This window comes from Sphingomonas suaedae, from assembly GCF_007833215.1.
GTDB lineage: Bacteria > Pseudomonadota > Alphaproteobacteria > Sphingomonadales > Sphingomonadaceae > Sphingomonas > Sphingomonas suaedae.
In genome coordinates this window covers 2,694,121-2,711,308 of the sequence record NZ_CP042239.1, presented here as the reverse complement: position 1 = coordinate 2,711,308, position 17,188 = coordinate 2,694,121, and the positions used below count along the sequence as shown (strand labels likewise).

Sequence of the window (17,188 nt, the reverse complement as noted above, 5' to 3'; positions counted from 1 at the left end):
AACCGGCCCTTGACCGCGAGTCGCGGCCCGTGCTGTCATATGCATGTCACGGCTGGCGGCGAGACACCCGCCAACGCGCACGAACGAGCGGCACGAGGGGGATCATGTACCATCCCGATCTGATCCGACATCCGGACGGTTGTCCGGCGCTCGTTCTGAACGCCGATTACACCCCGCTTTCCTATTATCCGCTCAGCGTCTGGCCGTGGCAGACCGCGATCAAGGCGGTGTTTCTAGATCGCGTCGATATCGTCAGCCATTATGAGCGCGAGGTGCGCAGCCCAACCGCGTGCATCAAGCTGCCGAGCGTCATCGCGCTCAAACAATATGTGAAACCATCGCAATTTCCGGCCTTCACCCGCTTCAACCTGTTCCTGCGCGACAAGTTTGAATGCCAATATTGCGGCAGCCACCGCGATCTGACCTTCGACCATGTCATCCCGCGCGCGCAGGGCGGGCGGACAACCTGGGAAAATGTCGCGACCGCCTGTGCGCCGTGCAACCTCAAGAAAGGTGGCCGCACGCCCAAACAGGCGGCGATGCCGCTCTTCATGGCGCCGATCCGCCCGACCAGCTGGCAGCTGCAGGAACATGGTCGCCGCTTCCCGCCCAACTATCTTCACGATACCTGGCGCGACTGGCTCTACTGGGACGTCGAGCTGGAGGCATAACCTCCCGATTGTCACCCCCGGGGCTTGTTCCGGGGTCCACCGGGCGGCAAGGTCGGTCTTCTGGGCTGATGCGATGCGCTTGCGGTCCAGTGGGTCCCGGCGCAAGGCCGGGGCGACCAGCTTGGGGTGACGCGGAATGACGGGATTCACGGTGGATCGGCGCGGCGCACTGGCATTGGGTCTGGGCGGCGCGGCAACGCTTGCACTGCCCGCATGGGCGCAACAAGCTGCAGCGGCACCGCTCGAAACCGCAGTCGACACCATCGTCGCGGACTTCATGCGCGCGTTCGAGACGCCCGGCATCGCCGTGGCGATCGTGCGCAAGGACCAGCCGGTGTGGCTCAAGAGCTATGGCGTGCGGACCATGGGTCGTCCCGATCCGGTCGACGTCCACACCCGCTTCGGCATCGCATCGAACAGCAAGGCGTTCACCGCGGCAGCGCTGGCGATGCTGGTGGAAGAGGGCAAGATCGGCTGGGACGACCGGCTGACGCAGCATCTGCCGGACTTCAAAATGGCCGACCCGGCGGTCACGACGCTGTTCAACGTCCGTGATCTGTTGGTCCATCGATCGGGCTTGCCGCTCGGCGCGGGGGACCTGCTCTATTTCCCGCGCTCGAACCGCACCGCGCAGGATGCGATCCGCGCGCTGCAGTTCCTTCAGCCGGTGCGACCGTTCCGGGGCGGCTATGATTATGACAATATCCTCTACATCGTCGCGGGCGCGCTGATCGAGAGGGTGTCGGGACTCAGCTGGCGCGATTTCATCCGCACGCGGATGCTGGAGCCGATGGGAATGGTCGATGCGGTCCCGTCGCTCGAACTGCTCAGGACAAAGAATGTGGCGGGCCGCCACGCGCGGCTCGGCCCGCCGGTGCGCGGGGTGGGGCCGATGAAGGTGATCCAGCCCGACGAATCCCCGGTGGTCGATCCGGGTGCGGGGATCAACGCCAGCGTGACCGACATCGCCAAATGGCTTCAGGTTCAGCTGGCACTGGGCGAACTGCCCGGTGGCAAGAAATTGTGGAGCAAGGAAAGCGCCGCCGAGATGTGGACGCCGCAGGTCGTCGTCTCGTCGAGCGATGGCGCAACCGACCTCAATCCTGCCCGGCCGATCATGTCCGGCTATGCGCTGGGCTGGTTCGTCCAGGATTTCCGCGCGCGCCGCCTCATCAGCCATTCGGGGGGCCTGTCGGGACAGGTGACGCAGACCGCGCTGATCCCCTCGGCAGGGGTCGGCGTCGCGGTGTTCAGCAATACCGAGGACAGCGTGTCGGGCGGCATCCGCAACGCGATCCTCGATCACCTGCTCGGCGCACCCGCCTATGACTGGGTGGGCAGCTATGTCGCGCGCAACAAGCTGGCGGCGGAAAGCATGGCGGCGGCGATGGGCGATGGCGACGCAAACCGCCCGAAAGGCGGCCCGAGCCTTCCGCTCGCCGCCTATGCCGGGCGTTATCGCGATGCCTGGTATGGCGACATCACCGTCGCGTTGCGCGGCGACACGTTGCACATCGACTTCGCCCCGCATCCGCAATTCGCGAGCGTGTTGGACCCCTGGGGTCCCGACGCCTTCCGCACCCGGATGGCGCCCGGCAAGGGTGAGGACGCGCTGGTCAGCTTCGTGGTAAAGGACGGCAAAGTCGCCGGGGTCACGATGAAGGCGCTCTCGCCGATCGCCGATTTCAGCTATGACTATCATCATCTGAACTTCGCACCGGTGCGTTAAGGGGTGTATTATTGTAATAATACACAGGCGTGATATGCTCGTCCCATCAATGGAGGGAAATCGCATGAAACGACTAACGATCGCATTGCTCTCGGGCGCCGTGTTGCTCGCCGGAACCGCAGCCTATGCCGGTGCGGCCGCTCCCGTCACATCGGAAGACAGGCTGATCCCGCGCGACAAGATATTCGGCAATCCCAGCCGTGCGGGCGGGCAGATCAGTCCGGACGGCAAGCATGTCAGCTGGCTGGCGCCGGTCGATGGCGTCATGAACGTCTGGGTCGCGCCGATCGGTAATCTCGCCGCCGCCAAGGCGGTGACCAAGGAGGCGAAGCGCGGGCTTCAGAATTATTTCTGGGCGCCCGACGGCGCACACATCATCTATTTGCAGGACAGCGGCGGAAACGAGAATTTCCGCGTCCATTCGGTCGATATCGCGACGCTCAAGGACACTGCGCTGACCAAGGCGGGCGACAAGGTGCGCGCGACGATCCAGGGGGTCAGCAAGCTGCGCCCCGATGTCGTGCTGATCGGCCTGAACGATCGCAACCCGCAGTTTTTCGACCTGTATGAGGTCAACTACAAGACCGGCGCGAGCAAGCTGGTCATGGAAAATCCCGGCTATGGCGGCTGGGTCACCGACAATCAGCTGAAACCCCGCTTCGCCTTTCAGCAGGTGCCGGGCGGCGGGAGCAAATATTTCCGGCTGGGCGCGGACGGCAAGTGGGCCGAGGTTCTTACGGTCGCGAACGAGGATTTCTTCACCACCGCGCCGATCGGCTTCAACAAGGACGGCACGACGCTCTATTGGGTGGACAGCCGCGGCCGCGACAAGGCGGCGCTGGTGAAGATGGACGCCGACAGCCTGAAGACCGACGTGATCGCCGCGAGCGACAAGGCGGATATTCAGGGGCTGCTGACCGACCCCGAAACCTATGAGCCGGTCGCCTATTCGGTGAATTATCTCAAGAATGAATGGACCCCGTTGAATGCCGAGGCGAAGGCCGATTTCGACTTTCTCCAGTCGAAACTGCCGGGCGAGGTATCGATCATGTCGTCGACCGATGATGGGTCGAAGCTGATCGTCGCGGCGAGCGCGGCGGAACAGCCCGCCACCGCCTATATCTACGACCGCAAGGGCAAGACGCTCACCAAGCTGTATGAGACCCGCCCCGACCTGTCGGCCTATCCGCTACAGCCGATGTGGCCGGTCGAAATCCCGACCGGCGATGGCAAGACGCTGGTGAGCTATCTCACTCTTCCCCCCGGCGCCGATGCGAACAAGGATGGCAAGGCCGACAAGCCGGTGCCGATGGTACTCTTCGTCCATGGCGGCCCCTGGGCGCGCGACGGCTATGGCTATAACAGCGCGCATCAATGGCTCGCCAATCGCGGCTATGCGGTGCTCAGCGTCAATTATCGCGGCTCGACAGGCTTTGGCAAAGGCTTCGTCAACGCCGCGATCGGCGAATGGTCGGGCAAGATGCACCAGGATCTGATCGACGCGGTCGATTGGTCGATCAAGGGTGGCGTCACCACGCCCGACAAGGTCGCGATCATGGGCGGCTCCTATGGCGGCTATGCGACGCTGGTCGGCCTGACCTTCACGCCTGACAAATTCGCCTGTGGCGTCGACATCGTCGGCCCGTCGAACCTCAAAACGCTGATGGAGAGCTTCCCGCCCTATTGGCGCCCGATCCTCGAGGGAACCTTCTACAAGCATATCGGGGACCCGACCAAGCCCGAGGATGTGAAGCGCATGATGGCGCAGTCGCCGATCAGTCGCGTCGATGCGATCAAGAAGCCCTTGCTGATCGGTCAGGGCGGCAACGATCCCCGGGTGGTCAAGGCGGAGAGCGACCAGATCGTCGAGGCGATGAAGGCGCGCAATCTGCCCGTCACCTATATCAACTATCCCGATGAGGGGCATGGCTTCGTCCGGCCGGAGAACCGCCTGTCCTTCTTCGCGATCAGCGAGGGGTTCCTGTCGAAATGCCTGGGCGGCAAGGCGCAGCCGATCGGCGATGACTTCAAGGGATCCAGCCTCGAGGTGCTTGAGGGCGCGGCCTATGTACCGGGTCTCGCCGCCGCTGCACCCCCGGCAGCTGCGGCGAAATGAGCCGGGCGCCCGCCGATCCGTCGCGCGCGGAACGGCGGGCGCTTGCCGATACTGTTCTAGTGTCGTAATACAGTGCCCGGTTCCATGCGTTACGACACCCTCTATCCCGAGATCGCGGACCCCCGCGCCGCGATCCCGCCCCCGCCCGGCCCGGGCGCAGGCGGCGGCGTGCAGCCGCCGCTCGGCGACTATACGGTCAACCTTCCGGTCATCGTCCGGCGCCGCAAATGGCGCTGGATTCCCCGGATTCTCGGCATCCTCATCCTGTTGTTCATCGCTGCGGTCGCCTGGCTGGTGTTCACCGCGCCGCTCAGCAAGTCGCTCGAACCGCCGGTGCCGCCCTCGATCACCCTGTTGTCGGCCGAGGGGACGCCGATCGCGCGCACCGGCGCCGTGGTGGGCAAGCCGGTCGATGCGGCGAAACTGCCAGACCATGTCGTCGAGGCGTTCGTCGCGGTCGAAGATCGCCGCTTCCGCTCGCATCTCGGTGTCGATCCGCGCGGCATATTGCGCGCCTTCGTCAACAACATGTTCACCGACAATAGCCGTCAGGGCGGCAGCACGATCACGCAGCAGCTCGCCAAGAACGCGTTTCTGAACTCCGACCGCACCTTCGGACGCAAGTTTCAGGAGGTGCTGATCGCCTTCTGGCTCGAAGCCTGGCTGACCAAGGACGAGATTCTCTCGCGCTATCTCTCCAACGTCTATTTCGGCGACAATCAGTACGGCCTCGACGCCGCCGCGCGCCATTATTTCAGCCGCCCGGCGACGGACCTCACCACCGCCCAGGCGGCAATGCTGGCCGGACTGGTCAAGGCGCCCTCGCGGCTCGCGCCCTCCTCGAACCTCAAGGGTGCGCGCGAACGCCAGGCGGTGGTGATCGGCACGATGGTCGACGCCGGCTTCCTGACCGAGGCGGAAGCCAAGGCGGTCCAGCCCGCGCGGCTGCGCCTGTCCAAGGTCAAGACCTTGCCCAGCGGCACCTATTTCGCCGACTGGGTGCTGCCCGAAGCGCGCGACCGTTCGGGCGAGATCGCCACCAACCAGACCGTGACGACGACGCTGGAAGCGCGGATGCAGCGCGCCGCCGAGCGCGCAGTGCGCAATGCCGGGCTGCGCAAGGCACAGGTGGCGATCGTCGCGATGCGCCCCGACGGGCGGGTGATCGCGATGGTCGGGGGCAAGAGCTATGCGCAATCCCCGTTCAACCGCGCGACCCAGGCGCAGCGCCAGCCGGGCTCGACCTTCAAGCTGTTCGTCTATCTCGCCGCGCTGCGCGCCGGGATGACCCCCGATTCCACCGTGCGCGACGAACCGGTGACGATCGGCAAATGGAGTCCCAAGAACAGCGACGGTCGCTATCGCGGGGTCATCACCTTGCGTGAGGCGTTTGCCCGGTCGAGCAACGTCGCCGCCGCGCGGCTGACCCAGCAGGTCGGACCCGCCGCAGTGATCCGCGCCGCCCGCGATCTCGGCATCACCTCGCCCATCCCCAATGAGGCATCGATCGCGCTCGGCACCTCCAGCGTCTCGCTGCTCGAACTCACCGCCGCCTATGCCGCCATCGCCAGCGGCACCACGCCGGTGCGCCCGCACGGCCTGTCCGACACCGACGCGCCCGGCTGGGCAGAGCGGCTGATCGGGGCAACCCGGTCGCTGTCGCGGCGCGAGTTGGAGGGGATGCGCGACTTGCTCGCCGCGACCGTCGATGGCGGCACTGGACGCACCGCCGCGCTGTCGGTCGACACGTTCGGCAAGACTGGGACGACGCAGGACAATCGCGACGCGCTATTCCTGGGCTATGCCAATGGCATCGTCACCGGGGTTTGGCTGGGCAATGACGACAACAGTCCCAATGGCGGGCTGGCGGGCGGTGGCATCCCGGCGCGCATCTGGCGCGATTTCATGAGCCAGGCGCTGGGCGTGACCGCGCGTCCCCGACCCGAGCCGGTGGTGGAGAATGTCACGGACATCCTGACCGAAGACCCGGAGAATTTCATCGACGACGGCCCCATCGAGTTCGAAGGCAGCTTCGGCGGCCGCGAGATGGGCGTCCGCGTCAATCGCGACGGCAGCATCGAGATGATCCGCCCCCGCCGTGACGTCCCGCGCGAGGAAGAGTTCGAAGACATGCCGCCGCCCGTCCGCGAACGTCGCCGCCGCGAGGGTGCGCCGGCGGACGAGTTCGAATTCTAGGGCACCAGAACCGGCATCTGGCCTCCATGGGCGGCGCGCTGCAAGCTATTCGCAACCAACAAATTCCCGATGGAGCCCCGTTTCGCGATTTACCATGATCCGTCTTCTCTCTGCGGACGGCGGTGGAATGGTGGCAGTCGATTTCGCCCGAAGCTTGGCCTTCCCCGATTGGAGGATCGCTAAAGTTCGTACGGAGTGAGGCGCGATGGCACTGTCATTCTGTCCACCGGAGACCCCGCGCCCCGCTTTCACCAGCGATCGGGGCGAATCCGTAATATGCATTCGATACCGCAGCGGGGCGTGAGAGGCATGAGCGAATCGGACTAGCCGCGAGAACGAAGTGTGGCGGAGCGGGAGGGATTCGAACCCTCGATACGGTTTTGCCGTATACTCACTTTCCAGGCGAGCGCCTTCGACCACTCGGCCACCGCTCCGCATTCGCTGGAAGCGCGCTGCGTAGAGATTTGGTTGCCGCTTCGCAAGCGCGTTGCGCGCGCGCGTCATGCGTGACAGCTTGGCGCCCATGCTGACCTCGCTCCTCGCGCTCGCAGTGCAGGCCGCCACGGCGGCTCCGCTTCCTTCCGATCCGGTCGAAAGCGATTGGCGCGACATCCCCGCCGAAGAGTTGCTGGTGATGACGCTGGCGGGTGAGCGACAGATCGTGATCCGGCTCGCGCCGCGCTACGCGCCGGTCCATGTCGCCAATATCCGCAGGCTTGCGGCCGCCGGTTGGTGGGACGCGGCAAGCGTCTATCGTGTCCACGACAATTATGTCGTGCAATGGGGCGATCCGACCGAGAAGAAGCCGCTGCCGGAGGGCGTGATCGCCCGGCCGCCCGCCGAATATGACTGGCCGGCCTTCGACGCGGTCACGCGGCTCACCCGCACCGACCCCTATTCGACCGCAACCGGGCACAGCGCCGATGGCTGGCCGCTGGCGACCAATGGGCAGGTCGCGTGGCTCCCGCATTGCTATGCCATGGTCGGTGTCGCGCGCGATCTGGCGCCGAGCACGGGAAGCGGCGGCGATCTTTATGCGGTGATCGGCCATGGGCCTCGCCATCTCGATCGCAACATCGCGATCGTCGGCCGTGTGCTCGAGGGGATCGAGCATTTGTCGGCGCTGCCGCGCGGCACCGAGGGCGGGCTTGGCCTCTACAAGGAGACAAGCCAGCACGTTCCGTTCGTGCGGGGTAGGCTTGCCAGCGACTTGCCCGAAAGCGTGCGCCCGCGCTTCCAGTATCGCGCCGCAGACAATGTCCGTTTCGCCGCCTGGATCAAGGCGCGCGAGAATCGCCAGCCGCCCTTTTTCAACCTGCCCTCAGGCGGGGTGGACATCTGCAACGTGATGCCGCCGGTCCGGCGCGCGCCATAGCGCTTTTCAGCGCGTGGCACCGGCTCGCTTCACCGAAGCCGATTCAGTCTCAGCAGTCTATTTCCCCACCCACTCGGCGACCTCGCCCGCCACCTTGTTCGCCGCCTGGTTTAGCGCGGTGCCCGCAGCGGCGGGGGTGAGTTCGGCCATCGGCACGCGCGCCTCGAAGCGGCGCTTTTCATAGGGCATCACGGGGCGGGCGCCGTCGCTGGAGGCGGGGCGGTCGCGCACCAGCGTCGCGTCATAGACGACGACCGCCTCACTGGCAGTGGCATCGACCCCGAACTGGCGCAGGTCGCCGCCCAGCCGCGCGCCGGGATCCCCAAGCGATACGCGTGTCGTCAACACGACACGGCCGGTGCGCGCGGTGATCGTATCGGACAGCATCCGCGCGAACAGGCGATTGGGGGTTTCGACCCATTGCGCATCCTTGAGATAGGCAACGCTGGTGTCGCCGCTGCGCACCGGGATGCGGGTCACTGCCAGTTCCTGCGGCACGCCCGGCACCGCGATGGTGATCGAACGCGCATTGGCCGAACTGGCGGTCTCCCCCACCGCGACCGTGGCGTCGGCATTGAGGGTGAGCAGGGAAGGGGGCGGGTTCGAGCCGAAGCTGATGCAGCCGCCGAGCGGCAGCGCGGCGAGCAGCGCGGGGAGGAGGAGGCGGGTTCGCATCATCGGGCTCACTTCTTCCTGGGTTCATAGTCGGGAAGCTTGGGCGATCCCAGGATCGACCCGGCTCCCTCGCGATCGATCTTTTCCGCGACCGAGGCGAGCGCGGCGGTCATCTGGCGCAGGTCCTGAATCAGCTGATTGATCTCGGGGATCGTCTTGCTCGAAACCGCGTCGATCCCGGTATCCGCTTTGCCCAATGTCCGCTCAAGCGCCTTCATGCTGCGGTCGGCCGAAGCGATGGCGCCCCGCAGGTCCCTCATCGCCGGGGATACCTCGTCGCCCAGGACACGGTCGGTGGTCGCGGCCATGTCGCCGATCTTCTCGGCGGCATAGCCCGCCTGTTTCACCGTGTTGCGCAGTTCGGCAATGGCCGCGCGCATGTCGGGCGCGCCCTTGGCCAGTTCCCCGGTCAGCCGTTCGGTGTTGGCAAGGATGCCGCTGATCGACGCCTGATTGCGGTCGGACAGCAATTCGGTGAGCCGTTCGGTGAGCGTCGAGAGTCGTTCGAGCAGGCGCGGTGCCGAGTTGAGCAGAGCACCTAGCCCGCCCTGTTTGGTCGGAATCACCGGCACGCCGAGCGGGCAGACCGCGCGCGGATTGGTTTCCGGACAGACGATCGGCGCCGCACCCTTGACCGCGCCGTCGAGCTGGATCTGGCTGACCCCGGTAAAGCCAACGCCCTGGATCGTCGCCGTGGTGCCCTGCAGGATCGGCACGTCGCTGTTCACCGCGATCCGCACGCGCACCAGGCTGGGGTCGGGCTTGAACAGACCGATTTCCTTCACCTGACCAGCGGGCACGCCGGAAAAGGCGACCTGCGAGCCCTTGTTCAGACCGTCGACCGCCTGTTTGAAGAAGATGTCATATTCCTTCTCGCTGGTCGTGCTGACGCGCGCGAGCCACACGGTGAACAGCGCCAGCACGGCGAGCAGGATCAGCACGACCGCGCCGACCAGCACATGATTTGACCGGGTTTCCATGCCTTAAGCCCCCTTGGCAGCCGCGCGTTCCGCGCTGGACACCGCCGCGCGGCCGCGCGGGCCATTGAAATATTCCTGAATCCACGGGTGATCCAGCGCGAGAAGTTCGTCGATCGTCCCCACCGCGATCACCCGCTTGTCGGCGAGCACCGCGACGCGATCGCAGATCGCGTAGAGCGTATCGAGATCATGGGTGATGAGGAAGACCGTCAGCCCCAACGTCTGCTGAAGCGAACGCGTGAGTTCATCGAACGCCGCAGCGCCGATCGGATCGAGCCCGGCGGTCGGTTCGTCGAGGAACAGCAGTTCGGGATCGAGCGCCAGGCTGCGCGCAAGTCCCGCGCGCTTCTTCATGCCGCCCGACAGCTCGGCGGGATATTTCGGCCCCGCATTGGGGGGCAGCCCGGTCATCACCACCTTGTACGCAGCGATCTCGTCGAGCAGCCCCTGATCGAGCTGGGGGTAGAATTCCTTGAGCGGGACCTGGACATTCTCCGACACGGTCAGGGTCGAGAACAGCGCACCGCCCTGGAACAGCACGCCCCAGCGGCGGCGAATCTCGAACGCCTGATCGTCATTCGCTCCCAGCACCGGCTCGCCAAAGACATGGACTTCGCCATGATCGGGCGGCTGCAGGCCGATGATCGAACGCATCAGCACCGACTTGCCGGTACCGGACCCGCCGACCACGCCCAGGATCTCGCCGCGCCGCACGTCGAGATCGAGATTGTCGTGGACCACCTGCTCGCCGAAGCTGTTGCGCAGGTTGCGGACGCGGATGATCGCGTCACCGTCATCGAAGGTCGGGGCGGTCATCAGTTCCACCCCACTTCGGTAAAGAACACCGCGAAAAAGGCATCGAGCACGATGACGAGGAAGATCGCCTGAACCACGGCGGTGGTGGTGCGGGTGCCGACCTGTTCGGCGTCGCCCTCGACCTGCATCCCCTGGTAACAGCCCGCCATGGCGATGATCGCGCCGAACACCGGTGCCTTGACCAGCCCGACATAGAGATCGGTGATGGGCACCACTTCGCGGATGCGCTGGACGAAGGTGATCGGCGGGATGTCGAGCGCGATCCAGCAGAGCAGACCGCCGCCGATCATCCCGATCAGCGATGCGTAGAAGCCGAGCAGCGGGAGCATCAGCACCGCCGACAGCACGCGCGGCAAGACCAGCGCCTCCATCGGACTGACGCCGATGGTGCGCATCGCATCGATCTCTTCAGTCAGTTTCATCGTGCCGAGCTGCGCGGCGAAGGCGGAGCCGGAGCGGCCAGCGACCATGATCGCGGTCATCAGAATGCCGAGCTCGCGCAACGTGATCCGCCCGACCAGGTTGATCGTGAACACCTCGGCACCGAACTGGCGCAGCTGCACCGCGCCCTGTTGCGCGATGACGATCCCGATCAGAAAGCTCATCAACCCGATGATGCCCAGCGCCGAAACGCCGACCACTTCGAACCGATGGACCGTTGCATGGTAGCGAAAGCGGCGCGGATTGGCGATCACGCGCCCGGCGGCAACCGCGGTCGCGCCCATGAAGCCGAGCAGGCCGTAGAGCGTCTGGAACGCCTGCACCACGGCCTCGCCGATTTCGGCGAGCAATTGCGCAAAGGGGCCCAGCGGGCGCGCAGGCGTGGCGATCGGATGATCGGCCTGTGCGACATGATCGAACAACAGTTGCTGGTTGCTGTCGAGGCCGACGACCCTGGCATCATGGTCGCGCGCGAAGCGGTGGACCAGCCAGGCGCCGACGGTATCGAGCCGATCGATTCCCTGCATGTCGAGCGTGCGCACCGGCCCCTCGACCGAACCAAGCCGGTCGGCAAGATCACCGATCGCGCGAAGCGACAGATTGCCGCTGAAACGCAGCGTGCCGCCATCGGCCGCATCATGCTGGAAATCGGCTGGCGCGCTCATCGGCGTCATCCTTGGTTCATTCGGACTGGATCGGCAAGCGCCGGTGATTACAGATGATTCTCATCCAACCCGAATCTGGACAGGAAACAAGGCGCTGATGCGGCGGCTCGCAATCTACGACATGGACAAGACGATCACGCGCCGGGCGACCTGGACACCGTTCCTGATTCACGCCGCGCGGGTGCGGGCGCCGTGGCGGCTGGCGCTGCTGCCGCTCGCCGGGGTGGCGAGCCTTGCTTATCTGGCCAAGGCGATCGACCGGGCACGGCTCAAGGAAATCACCCACCGGTTGATGATCGGCCGCGCGATCCCGCCTGCAGATCTGGCGAAGGTGGCGCAAACGTTTGCGGAGGATGTCGCGGCGACCAACCTGTTCGCCGATGCGCGGGCGCGGGTCGAGGCGGATCGCGCGGAGGGATGGGAACCGGTGCTCGCGACCGCCAGCCATGGCTATTATGCCGAAGCGATCGCGGCGCAGCTTGAGATCGGCACGGTAATCTCCACCTCCGCGCGGCGCGATGCGGACGGCAACGTCCTCGCCCGGCTGGAGGGCGAGAATTGCTACGGCCCCGCCAAGCTGCGGCTGATCGAGGCCTGGATGGCGCGCGAGGGCCTGTCGCGCGCGGATATCCGGGTGCGCTTCTACAGCGACCATGTCTCCGACGTGCCGGTACTCAAATGGGCGGACGAACCGTTCGCGGTCAACGCGCATGGCCCGCTGCGACGGCTGGCGGTGAGCAGGGGTTGGCCGGTGCTGGACTGGGAGGGGTGACGCCCGTTCTTGCCCTCTAGACCGTTTCGGGCTGTGTTTCATCGCTCTGTTCCCCGGCGAAGGCCGGGGTCCAGTATCGACGAACACGCGGCGGCATCCCGTCACTCGAAACAGCTCGCAACTGGACCCCGGCCTGCGCCGGGGAACGACTCAACTCAACCCGATCGCGCGCTAAGCCGTTTGTACGAGCTTGTCGAAGCACCGGTCCCGTGATCTCCGGGGGCAGGAGGCCGCCCTTCGACAGGCTCAGGGCAAACGGGGTCAGGCACGCGACACTCTGTCGGCCTTCATCACAACACGGTGTGCAATGTATGCAGCGTCAGCCCCACCAGCCCGCCGACCAGCGTGCCATTGATACGAATATATTGCAGGTCCTTGCCCACCGCATTTTCCAGCCGCCCGGTGATCGTGCGCGCATCCCAGCCGCGCACCGTGTCGGACACCAGCCGCACGATGCCATCGCCATAATCGGCGGCGGTGCCGACCGCGGCGCGGCGGACGAAGCGGTTGATCATATGGCTGAGGCGCGGGTCGCTCTGCAGTGTCTGCCCCAACTGGCGTAGTGCATCGCCCAGCTTTCCGGTCAGCGCTGCGTCGGGATCGCGCGCGACGCGGAGGAGGGCGGCACGGGCCTGGTCCCACATCCCCTCGATCCATCGGGCGAGCGCGGGGTTGTCGAGCATTTCGGCCTTGAATTCCTCGACCTTGAGGCGCGTGGGAATGTCGAACTGCAGGTCGAATGCGAGCTTTTCCAGCCCTTCTTCCACTTTTGCGCGCAGCGGATGGCCGGGGTCTTCGGCGACGTCGGCGACCAGCTTGTACAGTCCGTCGATGATCGCGTTGGCGAGCGTTTCGTCGAGGCCGGTCCAGCGCATGATCGCACCGGCGCGCTCATGCACCATCTTGCGGATCAGCGCCTCATTCTGGTCGATAATCTTCGCCAGCCAGCGCAGCATCGAATCCATCAGCGGCAGGTGTCGTCCCTCGGCAATCGCCGCACCCAGCGCCTGCCCGAGCAGCGGCGCCACATCGGTCTGGCGCAGCCGGTTTGCCACCGCGCCCTTGATCAGCCCACCCAACTGATCCTTGTCGAGCGATTCGAGCAGGCTCGCCGCCATGCGCGACGCACCGCGGCGCAGGCGTCCGGAGCACTCCGGTGGCTGGGCCAGCCATTTGCCGGCGGCGCCCGCAACGTCGATGCCGCGCATCCGCCGCGCGACCACGCGCGGGATCAGAAAATTGTCGCGCAGGAAGTTGGCGAGGGAGGTAGCGATCCGCTCCTTGTTGCGGGGAATGATCGCGGTGTGCGGGATCGGCAGACCCAGGGGGTGTCGAAACAGCGCGGTAACCGCGAACCAGTCGGCCAGCCCGCCGATCATCGCCGCCTCGGCAAAGGCCCTGACAAAGCCCGCTGCGGTGTAGGCCGGCTCGTAGCTGCGCGCGACGAAATAGACGATCGCCATCGCGACCAGCAGGCCGGTGGCAAGGATGCGCATCCGCCTCAGCGCAGGCGGAACGGGTTCACGGTCGCGAATCACTGGACCAGAAAGCACGCGGATCGACGGGTTCATAGCCGTAACAATCCGCGTGCCTGCTTTTGGTTCACTCGGCGGGTTCCGGACCCTCGCTGCCGCGATGGCCGATCCGGCCGCCCGGCTGATGCTCGATCACCGGCCCCTGCGGCCCATGCTCGTCGCCGGGGGTGTAGGTCAGCAGGCGCCGACGCAGCCGCGGCCCCAGCCATTGTTCGACCCCGATCGCCAGGCTGAAGCTCGCCGGAACGATCACCAGCGTCAGGATCGTGGACAGGATCAGGCCGCCGATCACGGTGATGCCCATCGGCGCGCGCCACGAACTGTCGCCGGTCAGCGAGATGGCGGTCGGCACCATGCCTGCGACCATCGCGACCGTGGTCATCACGATCGGCTGGGCGCGCTTGTGCCCGGCATCGGCGATCGCGGTGAGCTTGTCGACGCCCTTCTCCATCTCCTCAAGCGCGAAATCGATCAGCAAAATCGAGTTCTTGGCGACGATCCCGAGCAGCATCAGCAGTCCGATAAACACCGGCATCGAAATCGGCTGGCCCGCCACCATCAGTGCGAGCAGGCCGCCCAACGGCGCCAGCAGCAGCGATCCCATGTTCACCAGCGGCGACATGAAGCGGCGATAGAGCAACACCAGCACCGCGAAGACGAGGAAGATGCCAGCGACCACTGCGACGATGAAGTTGTTGATCATCTCCGCCTGCCACTTGGCCTGGCCCACGGTCAGCTTGCCGACGCCGAGCGGCAGGTTCTTCATCGAAGGGAGCGCGTCGATCTGCTTCATCGCATCGCCACTGACCACGCCGGGGGCGAGATCGGCGCCGATCATGATACGACGCTGTTTGTTGATGCGATCGATCCGGGTGGGGCCCGCGCCGAAGCCGATCTCGGCAACCAGGCTCAGCGGCACCGAGCCGCCCGACTGGGTCTGGACAGGCAGGTTCTGGATCGTCGAGAGCCGCGCACGCGCATCCTCGTCCAGCGCAACGCGGATCGGGATCTGGCGGTCGGACAGCGAGAAGCGGGCGCTGTTCTGGTCGATATCGCCCAGCGTCGCGATGCGGATCGCGCTCGACAGCGCGGCCGTGGTCACGCCCATATCGGCGGCAAGGTCCATCCGTGGGCGGATCACGATTTCGGGCCGCTGCAGGTCGCCGGTGATGCGCGGTGCGACTACGGTCTTTAGACCTTCCATCTCCTCGACGATCTTCTGTGCGGTCCGCTGCAGCAGGGCGGGGTCCTCGCCCCCCAGCGTGATCGTCAGCGCCCGGCCCGATCCGCCCCAGCCCTGCTGGTTGCGGAACGACACGCGCGCGTCGGGGATCTTGGTCAGTTCGGGCGTCAGGCGCCGCTCGAATTCGTCGCTCTTGAAGGGCCGCTCATCGGCCAGCATCGCGGTGACGCGGCCATTGCCGACAAAGGCGCGGGAATAGGTGTTCTCGACGCCCTCCTGCTGTGCCAGCAGATTGCGGACACGATCGACCACCGCCTTGGTCTGCTCCAGCGTCGTTCCGGGGACCATCTCGATCGTCGCGGTCACCGCATCCTGGTCCTGATTGGGCTGGAACGTCATCGGCAGCGCGGTGAAGCACCAGATGGTGAGGCCGAACGACGCCAGCCCGCCGACCACCGCCGACCAGCGATGGCGCAGCGTCCAGTGAAGGACCTTCATATACTGATCCATCATCCACCCTTCGCCATGGGTGGCGTGACCCTTTGCCTTCAGGAAATAGGCGGCGATCATCGGGGTCAGCAGGCGTGCGACGGCAAGGCTCATCAGCACCGCGGCGACCACGGTGAGGCCGAAATTCTTGAAGAACTGACCCGAAATGCCGGGCATCATGCCGACGGGCAGGAACACCGCGACGATCGACATGGTGGTTGCGACCACCGCGACGCCGATCTCGTCCGCCGCGTCGATCGACGCCTGATAGGCGGATTTGCCCATGCGCATGTGGCGAACGATATTCTCGATCTCCACGATCGCGTCATCGACCAGCACGCCCGCCACCAGACTGAGCGCGAGCAACGTCATCTGGTTGAGGTTGAAGCCGAGCAGTTCCATGAAGAAGAAGGTCGGGATCGCCGAAAGCGGAATCGCGAGCGCCGAGATCAGCGTCGCGCGCCAGTCGCGCAGGAACAGGAACACGACGACGACGGCGAGCGCCGCACCCTCGATCAGCGCCCACAGCGCCGATTCATACTGATCCTTCGCGTATTTGGTGTTGTTGAACAACACCTCGAACTTGACTTTGGGATTGCGCTCCTGAAGCGCCTTCAGCTTTTGCTCCGCCTCGGCGAATACCGCGACGTCGGATGCGCCCTTGCCGCGCTTAATGTCGAAGGCGAGCACCTGCTGCCCGTTCCATTCGGCCGAGCTGCGGATCTCCGCATATTCGTCGCGCACTTCGGCGATATCGGCGAGGCGCACGGTGCGTCCGCCGCCGATCGCGATCTGGGTCTGGCCCAGCTGATAGGCATTGGCGGCGTTGCCGAGCACGCGCACCGACTGTTCGGTGCCCGAGATTTCGGCGCGTCCGCCCGCCGCGTTCAGGTTCACCTGGCGCAGCTGCTGGTTCACCTGCGTCGCGGTGATGCCATAGGACTGGACCTTGGCGGGGTCGAGGATGACGCGGATCTCGCGGCTGACGCCGCCGATCCGCTCCACTGCGGTCAGACCGGAGACCGACAACAGTTCCTTCGACACCGCATTGTCGACATACCAGGACAGGTCCTCGATCGTCATGTCGGTGGCGATCGCGGTGAAGCTGGCGATATCGTTGTCCGTCGTGTTCGCGCGATAGACCTGAGGCTCGAGAATGCCGTCGGGCAGGTCGCTGCGAATCTGGTTCACCGCTTCGCGCACGTCCTGGACAGCGCGATCGATCGGCGTGCCGATGTCGAGCTGGACGACGGTGACCGAGCTGCCCTCGGTCACGTTCGATTCGATCTGGTCGATGCCCTGGAGCGCGCGGACCGCGGATTCGACGCGCTGGGTGATCTGCGTCTCCAGCTCGGTCGGTGCGGCGCCCGGCTGGTTGATGACGACGATCGCGATCGGGAAATCGATATCCGGATCGTTGTTCACGTCCATTCGCGCGAAGCTGACGAACCCCGCGATGGTCAGCGCGATAAACAGGACGATGGGCGGAACCGGATTGCGGATCGACCAGGCGGAAATGTTGCGGAAGCCCATGTCCCTGTCCCT

General features: G+C 65.6%; 12 protein-coding genes and 1 tRNA gene. 6 read left to right on the top strand and 7 right to left on the bottom strand.

The genetic code is table 11. The annotated features are described in order from the left end of the window. The first annotated feature begins 104 nt into the window (after positions 1-104). The 4 genes from FPZ54_RS12785 (at position 105) to FPZ54_RS12770 (ending at position 6,712) form a co-directional block, all read left to right on the top strand. A complete protein-coding gene (locus tag FPZ54_RS12785) occupies positions 105-671 on the top strand; it encodes an HNH endonuclease (RefSeq protein WP_145847746.1) in 567 nt (188 codons plus the stop codon). 136 nt (positions 672-807) lie between these two features. Then, positions 808-2,400, top strand: coding sequence for a serine hydrolase (locus FPZ54_RS12780; RefSeq protein WP_145847744.1), 1,593 nt, complete (start codon positions 808-810; stop codon positions 2,398-2,400). A gap of 64 nt (positions 2,401-2,464) precedes the next feature. Continuing rightward, positions 2,465-4,516, top strand: a complete 2,052-nt coding sequence (locus FPZ54_RS12775) for a S9 family peptidase (protein WP_145847742.1) — start codon at positions 2,465-2,467, stop codon at positions 4,514-4,516. 84 nt (positions 4,517-4,600) lie between these two features. Then, positions 4,601-6,712, top strand: a complete 2,112-nt coding sequence (locus tag FPZ54_RS12770) for a transglycosylase domain-containing protein (protein ID WP_145847740.1) — start codon at positions 4,601-4,603, stop codon at positions 6,710-6,712. A 343-nt stretch (positions 6,713-7,055) separates the two neighbouring features. On the opposite strand, the gene FPZ54_RS12765 is transcribed toward FPZ54_RS12770, so the two are convergent. Further along, a tRNA-Ser gene (locus tag FPZ54_RS12765) sits at positions 7,056-7,146 on the bottom strand. Between the two features lie 68 nt (positions 7,147-7,214). Here FPZ54_RS12765 and FPZ54_RS12760 point away from each other — a divergent pair. After that, positions 7,215-8,087 carry a peptidylprolyl isomerase gene (locus tag FPZ54_RS12760; protein ID WP_239019566.1) on the top strand — a complete coding sequence of 291 codons (873 nt, stop codon included), beginning with the start codon at positions 7,215-7,217 and terminating at the stop codon, positions 8,085-8,087. A 57-nt stretch (positions 8,088-8,144) separates the two neighbouring features. Here the strand turns inward: FPZ54_RS12760 and FPZ54_RS12755 are convergent, their stop codons facing one another. Genes FPZ54_RS12755 through FPZ54_RS12740 form a run of 4 tightly spaced genes read right to left on the bottom strand, consistent with a single transcriptional unit; the run spans position 8,145 to position 11,664 of the window. Next, positions 8,145-8,765 (bottom strand): ABC-type transport auxiliary lipoprotein family protein, encoded by a 621-nt coding sequence (locus FPZ54_RS12755; RefSeq protein WP_338419512.1) that lies wholly within the window; start codon positions 8,763-8,765, stop codon positions 8,145-8,147. A 5-nt stretch (positions 8,766-8,770) separates the two neighbouring features. Continuing rightward, positions 8,771-9,742 carry an MlaD family protein gene (locus FPZ54_RS12750; RefSeq protein WP_145847737.1) on the bottom strand — a complete coding sequence of 324 codons (972 nt, stop codon included), beginning with the start codon at positions 9,740-9,742 and terminating at the stop codon, positions 8,771-8,773. Between the two features lie 3 nt (positions 9,743-9,745). Beyond that, on the bottom strand, positions 9,746-10,558 hold the full coding sequence (locus tag FPZ54_RS12745; protein WP_145847735.1) for an ABC transporter ATP-binding protein: 813 nt from the start codon (positions 10,556-10,558) through the stop codon (positions 9,746-9,748). Next, positions 10,558-11,664: an ABC transporter permease gene (locus tag FPZ54_RS12740; RefSeq protein WP_145847733.1), complete on the bottom strand. Its 1,107-nt coding sequence runs from the start codon at positions 11,662-11,664 to the stop codon at positions 10,558-10,560. Before FPZ54_RS12740 ends, FPZ54_RS12745 begins: the two co-directional genes overlap by 1 nt. A gap of 97 nt (positions 11,665-11,761) precedes the next feature. On the opposite strand from FPZ54_RS12740, the gene FPZ54_RS12735 reads away from it, so the two are divergent. After that, a complete protein-coding gene (locus tag FPZ54_RS12735) occupies positions 11,762-12,436 on the top strand; it encodes an HAD family hydrolase (protein WP_145847731.1) in 675 nt (224 codons plus the stop codon). A 290-nt stretch (positions 12,437-12,726) separates the two neighbouring features. On the opposite strand, the gene FPZ54_RS12730 is transcribed toward FPZ54_RS12735, so the two are convergent. Continuing rightward, entirely contained in the window at positions 12,727-13,932 is a 1,206-nt protein-coding gene (locus FPZ54_RS12730) for a DUF445 domain-containing protein (RefSeq protein ID WP_145849814.1), read from the bottom strand. 106 nt (positions 13,933-14,038) lie between these two features. After that, entirely contained in the window at positions 14,039-17,176 is a 3,138-nt protein-coding gene (locus FPZ54_RS12725; protein WP_145847729.1) for an efflux RND transporter permease subunit, read from the bottom strand. Positions 17,177-17,188: the final 12 nt, after the last annotated feature.

Excerpts from the sequence above, each read along its gene's own strand:
- FPZ54_RS12785 (WP_145847746.1), top strand. The coding sequence starts at position 105 with ATGTACCATCCCGATCTGATCCGACATCCGGACGGTTGTCCGGCGCTC.
- FPZ54_RS12780 (WP_145847744.1), top strand. The coding sequence starts at position 808 with ATGACGGGATTCACGGTGGATCGGCGCGGCGCACTGGCATTGGGTCTG.
- FPZ54_RS12775 (WP_145847742.1), top strand. The coding sequence starts at position 2,465 with ATGAAACGACTAACGATCGCATTGCTCTCGGGCGCCGTGTTGCTCGCC.
- FPZ54_RS12770 (WP_145847740.1), top strand. The coding sequence starts at position 4,601 with ATGCGTTACGACACCCTCTATCCCGAGATCGCGGACCCCCGCGCCGCG.
- FPZ54_RS12760 (WP_239019566.1), top strand. The coding sequence starts at position 7,215 with ATGCGTGACAGCTTGGCGCCCATGCTGACCTCGCTCCTCGCGCTCGCA.
- FPZ54_RS12755 (WP_338419512.1), bottom strand. The coding sequence starts at position 8,765 with ATGATGCGAACCCGCCTCCTCCTCCCCGCGCTGCTCGCCGCGCTGCCG.
- FPZ54_RS12750 (WP_145847737.1), bottom strand. The coding sequence starts at position 9,742 with ATGGAAACCCGGTCAAATCATGTGCTGGTCGGCGCGGTCGTGCTGATC.
- FPZ54_RS12745 (WP_145847735.1), bottom strand. The coding sequence starts at position 10,558 with ATGACCGCCCCGACCTTCGATGACGGTGACGCGATCATCCGCGTCCGC.
- FPZ54_RS12740 (WP_145847733.1), bottom strand. The coding sequence starts at position 11,664 with ATGAGCGCGCCAGCCGATTTCCAGCATGATGCGGCCGATGGCGGCACG.
- FPZ54_RS12735 (WP_145847731.1), top strand. The coding sequence starts at position 11,762 with ATGCGGCGGCTCGCAATCTACGACATGGACAAGACGATCACGCGCCGG.
- FPZ54_RS12730 (WP_145849814.1), bottom strand. The coding sequence starts at position 13,932 with ATGCGCATCCTTGCCACCGGCCTGCTGGTCGCGATGGCGATCGTCTAT.
- FPZ54_RS12725 (WP_145847729.1), bottom strand. The coding sequence starts at position 17,176 with ATGGGCTTCCGCAACATTTCCGCCTGGTCGATCCGCAATCCGGTTCCG.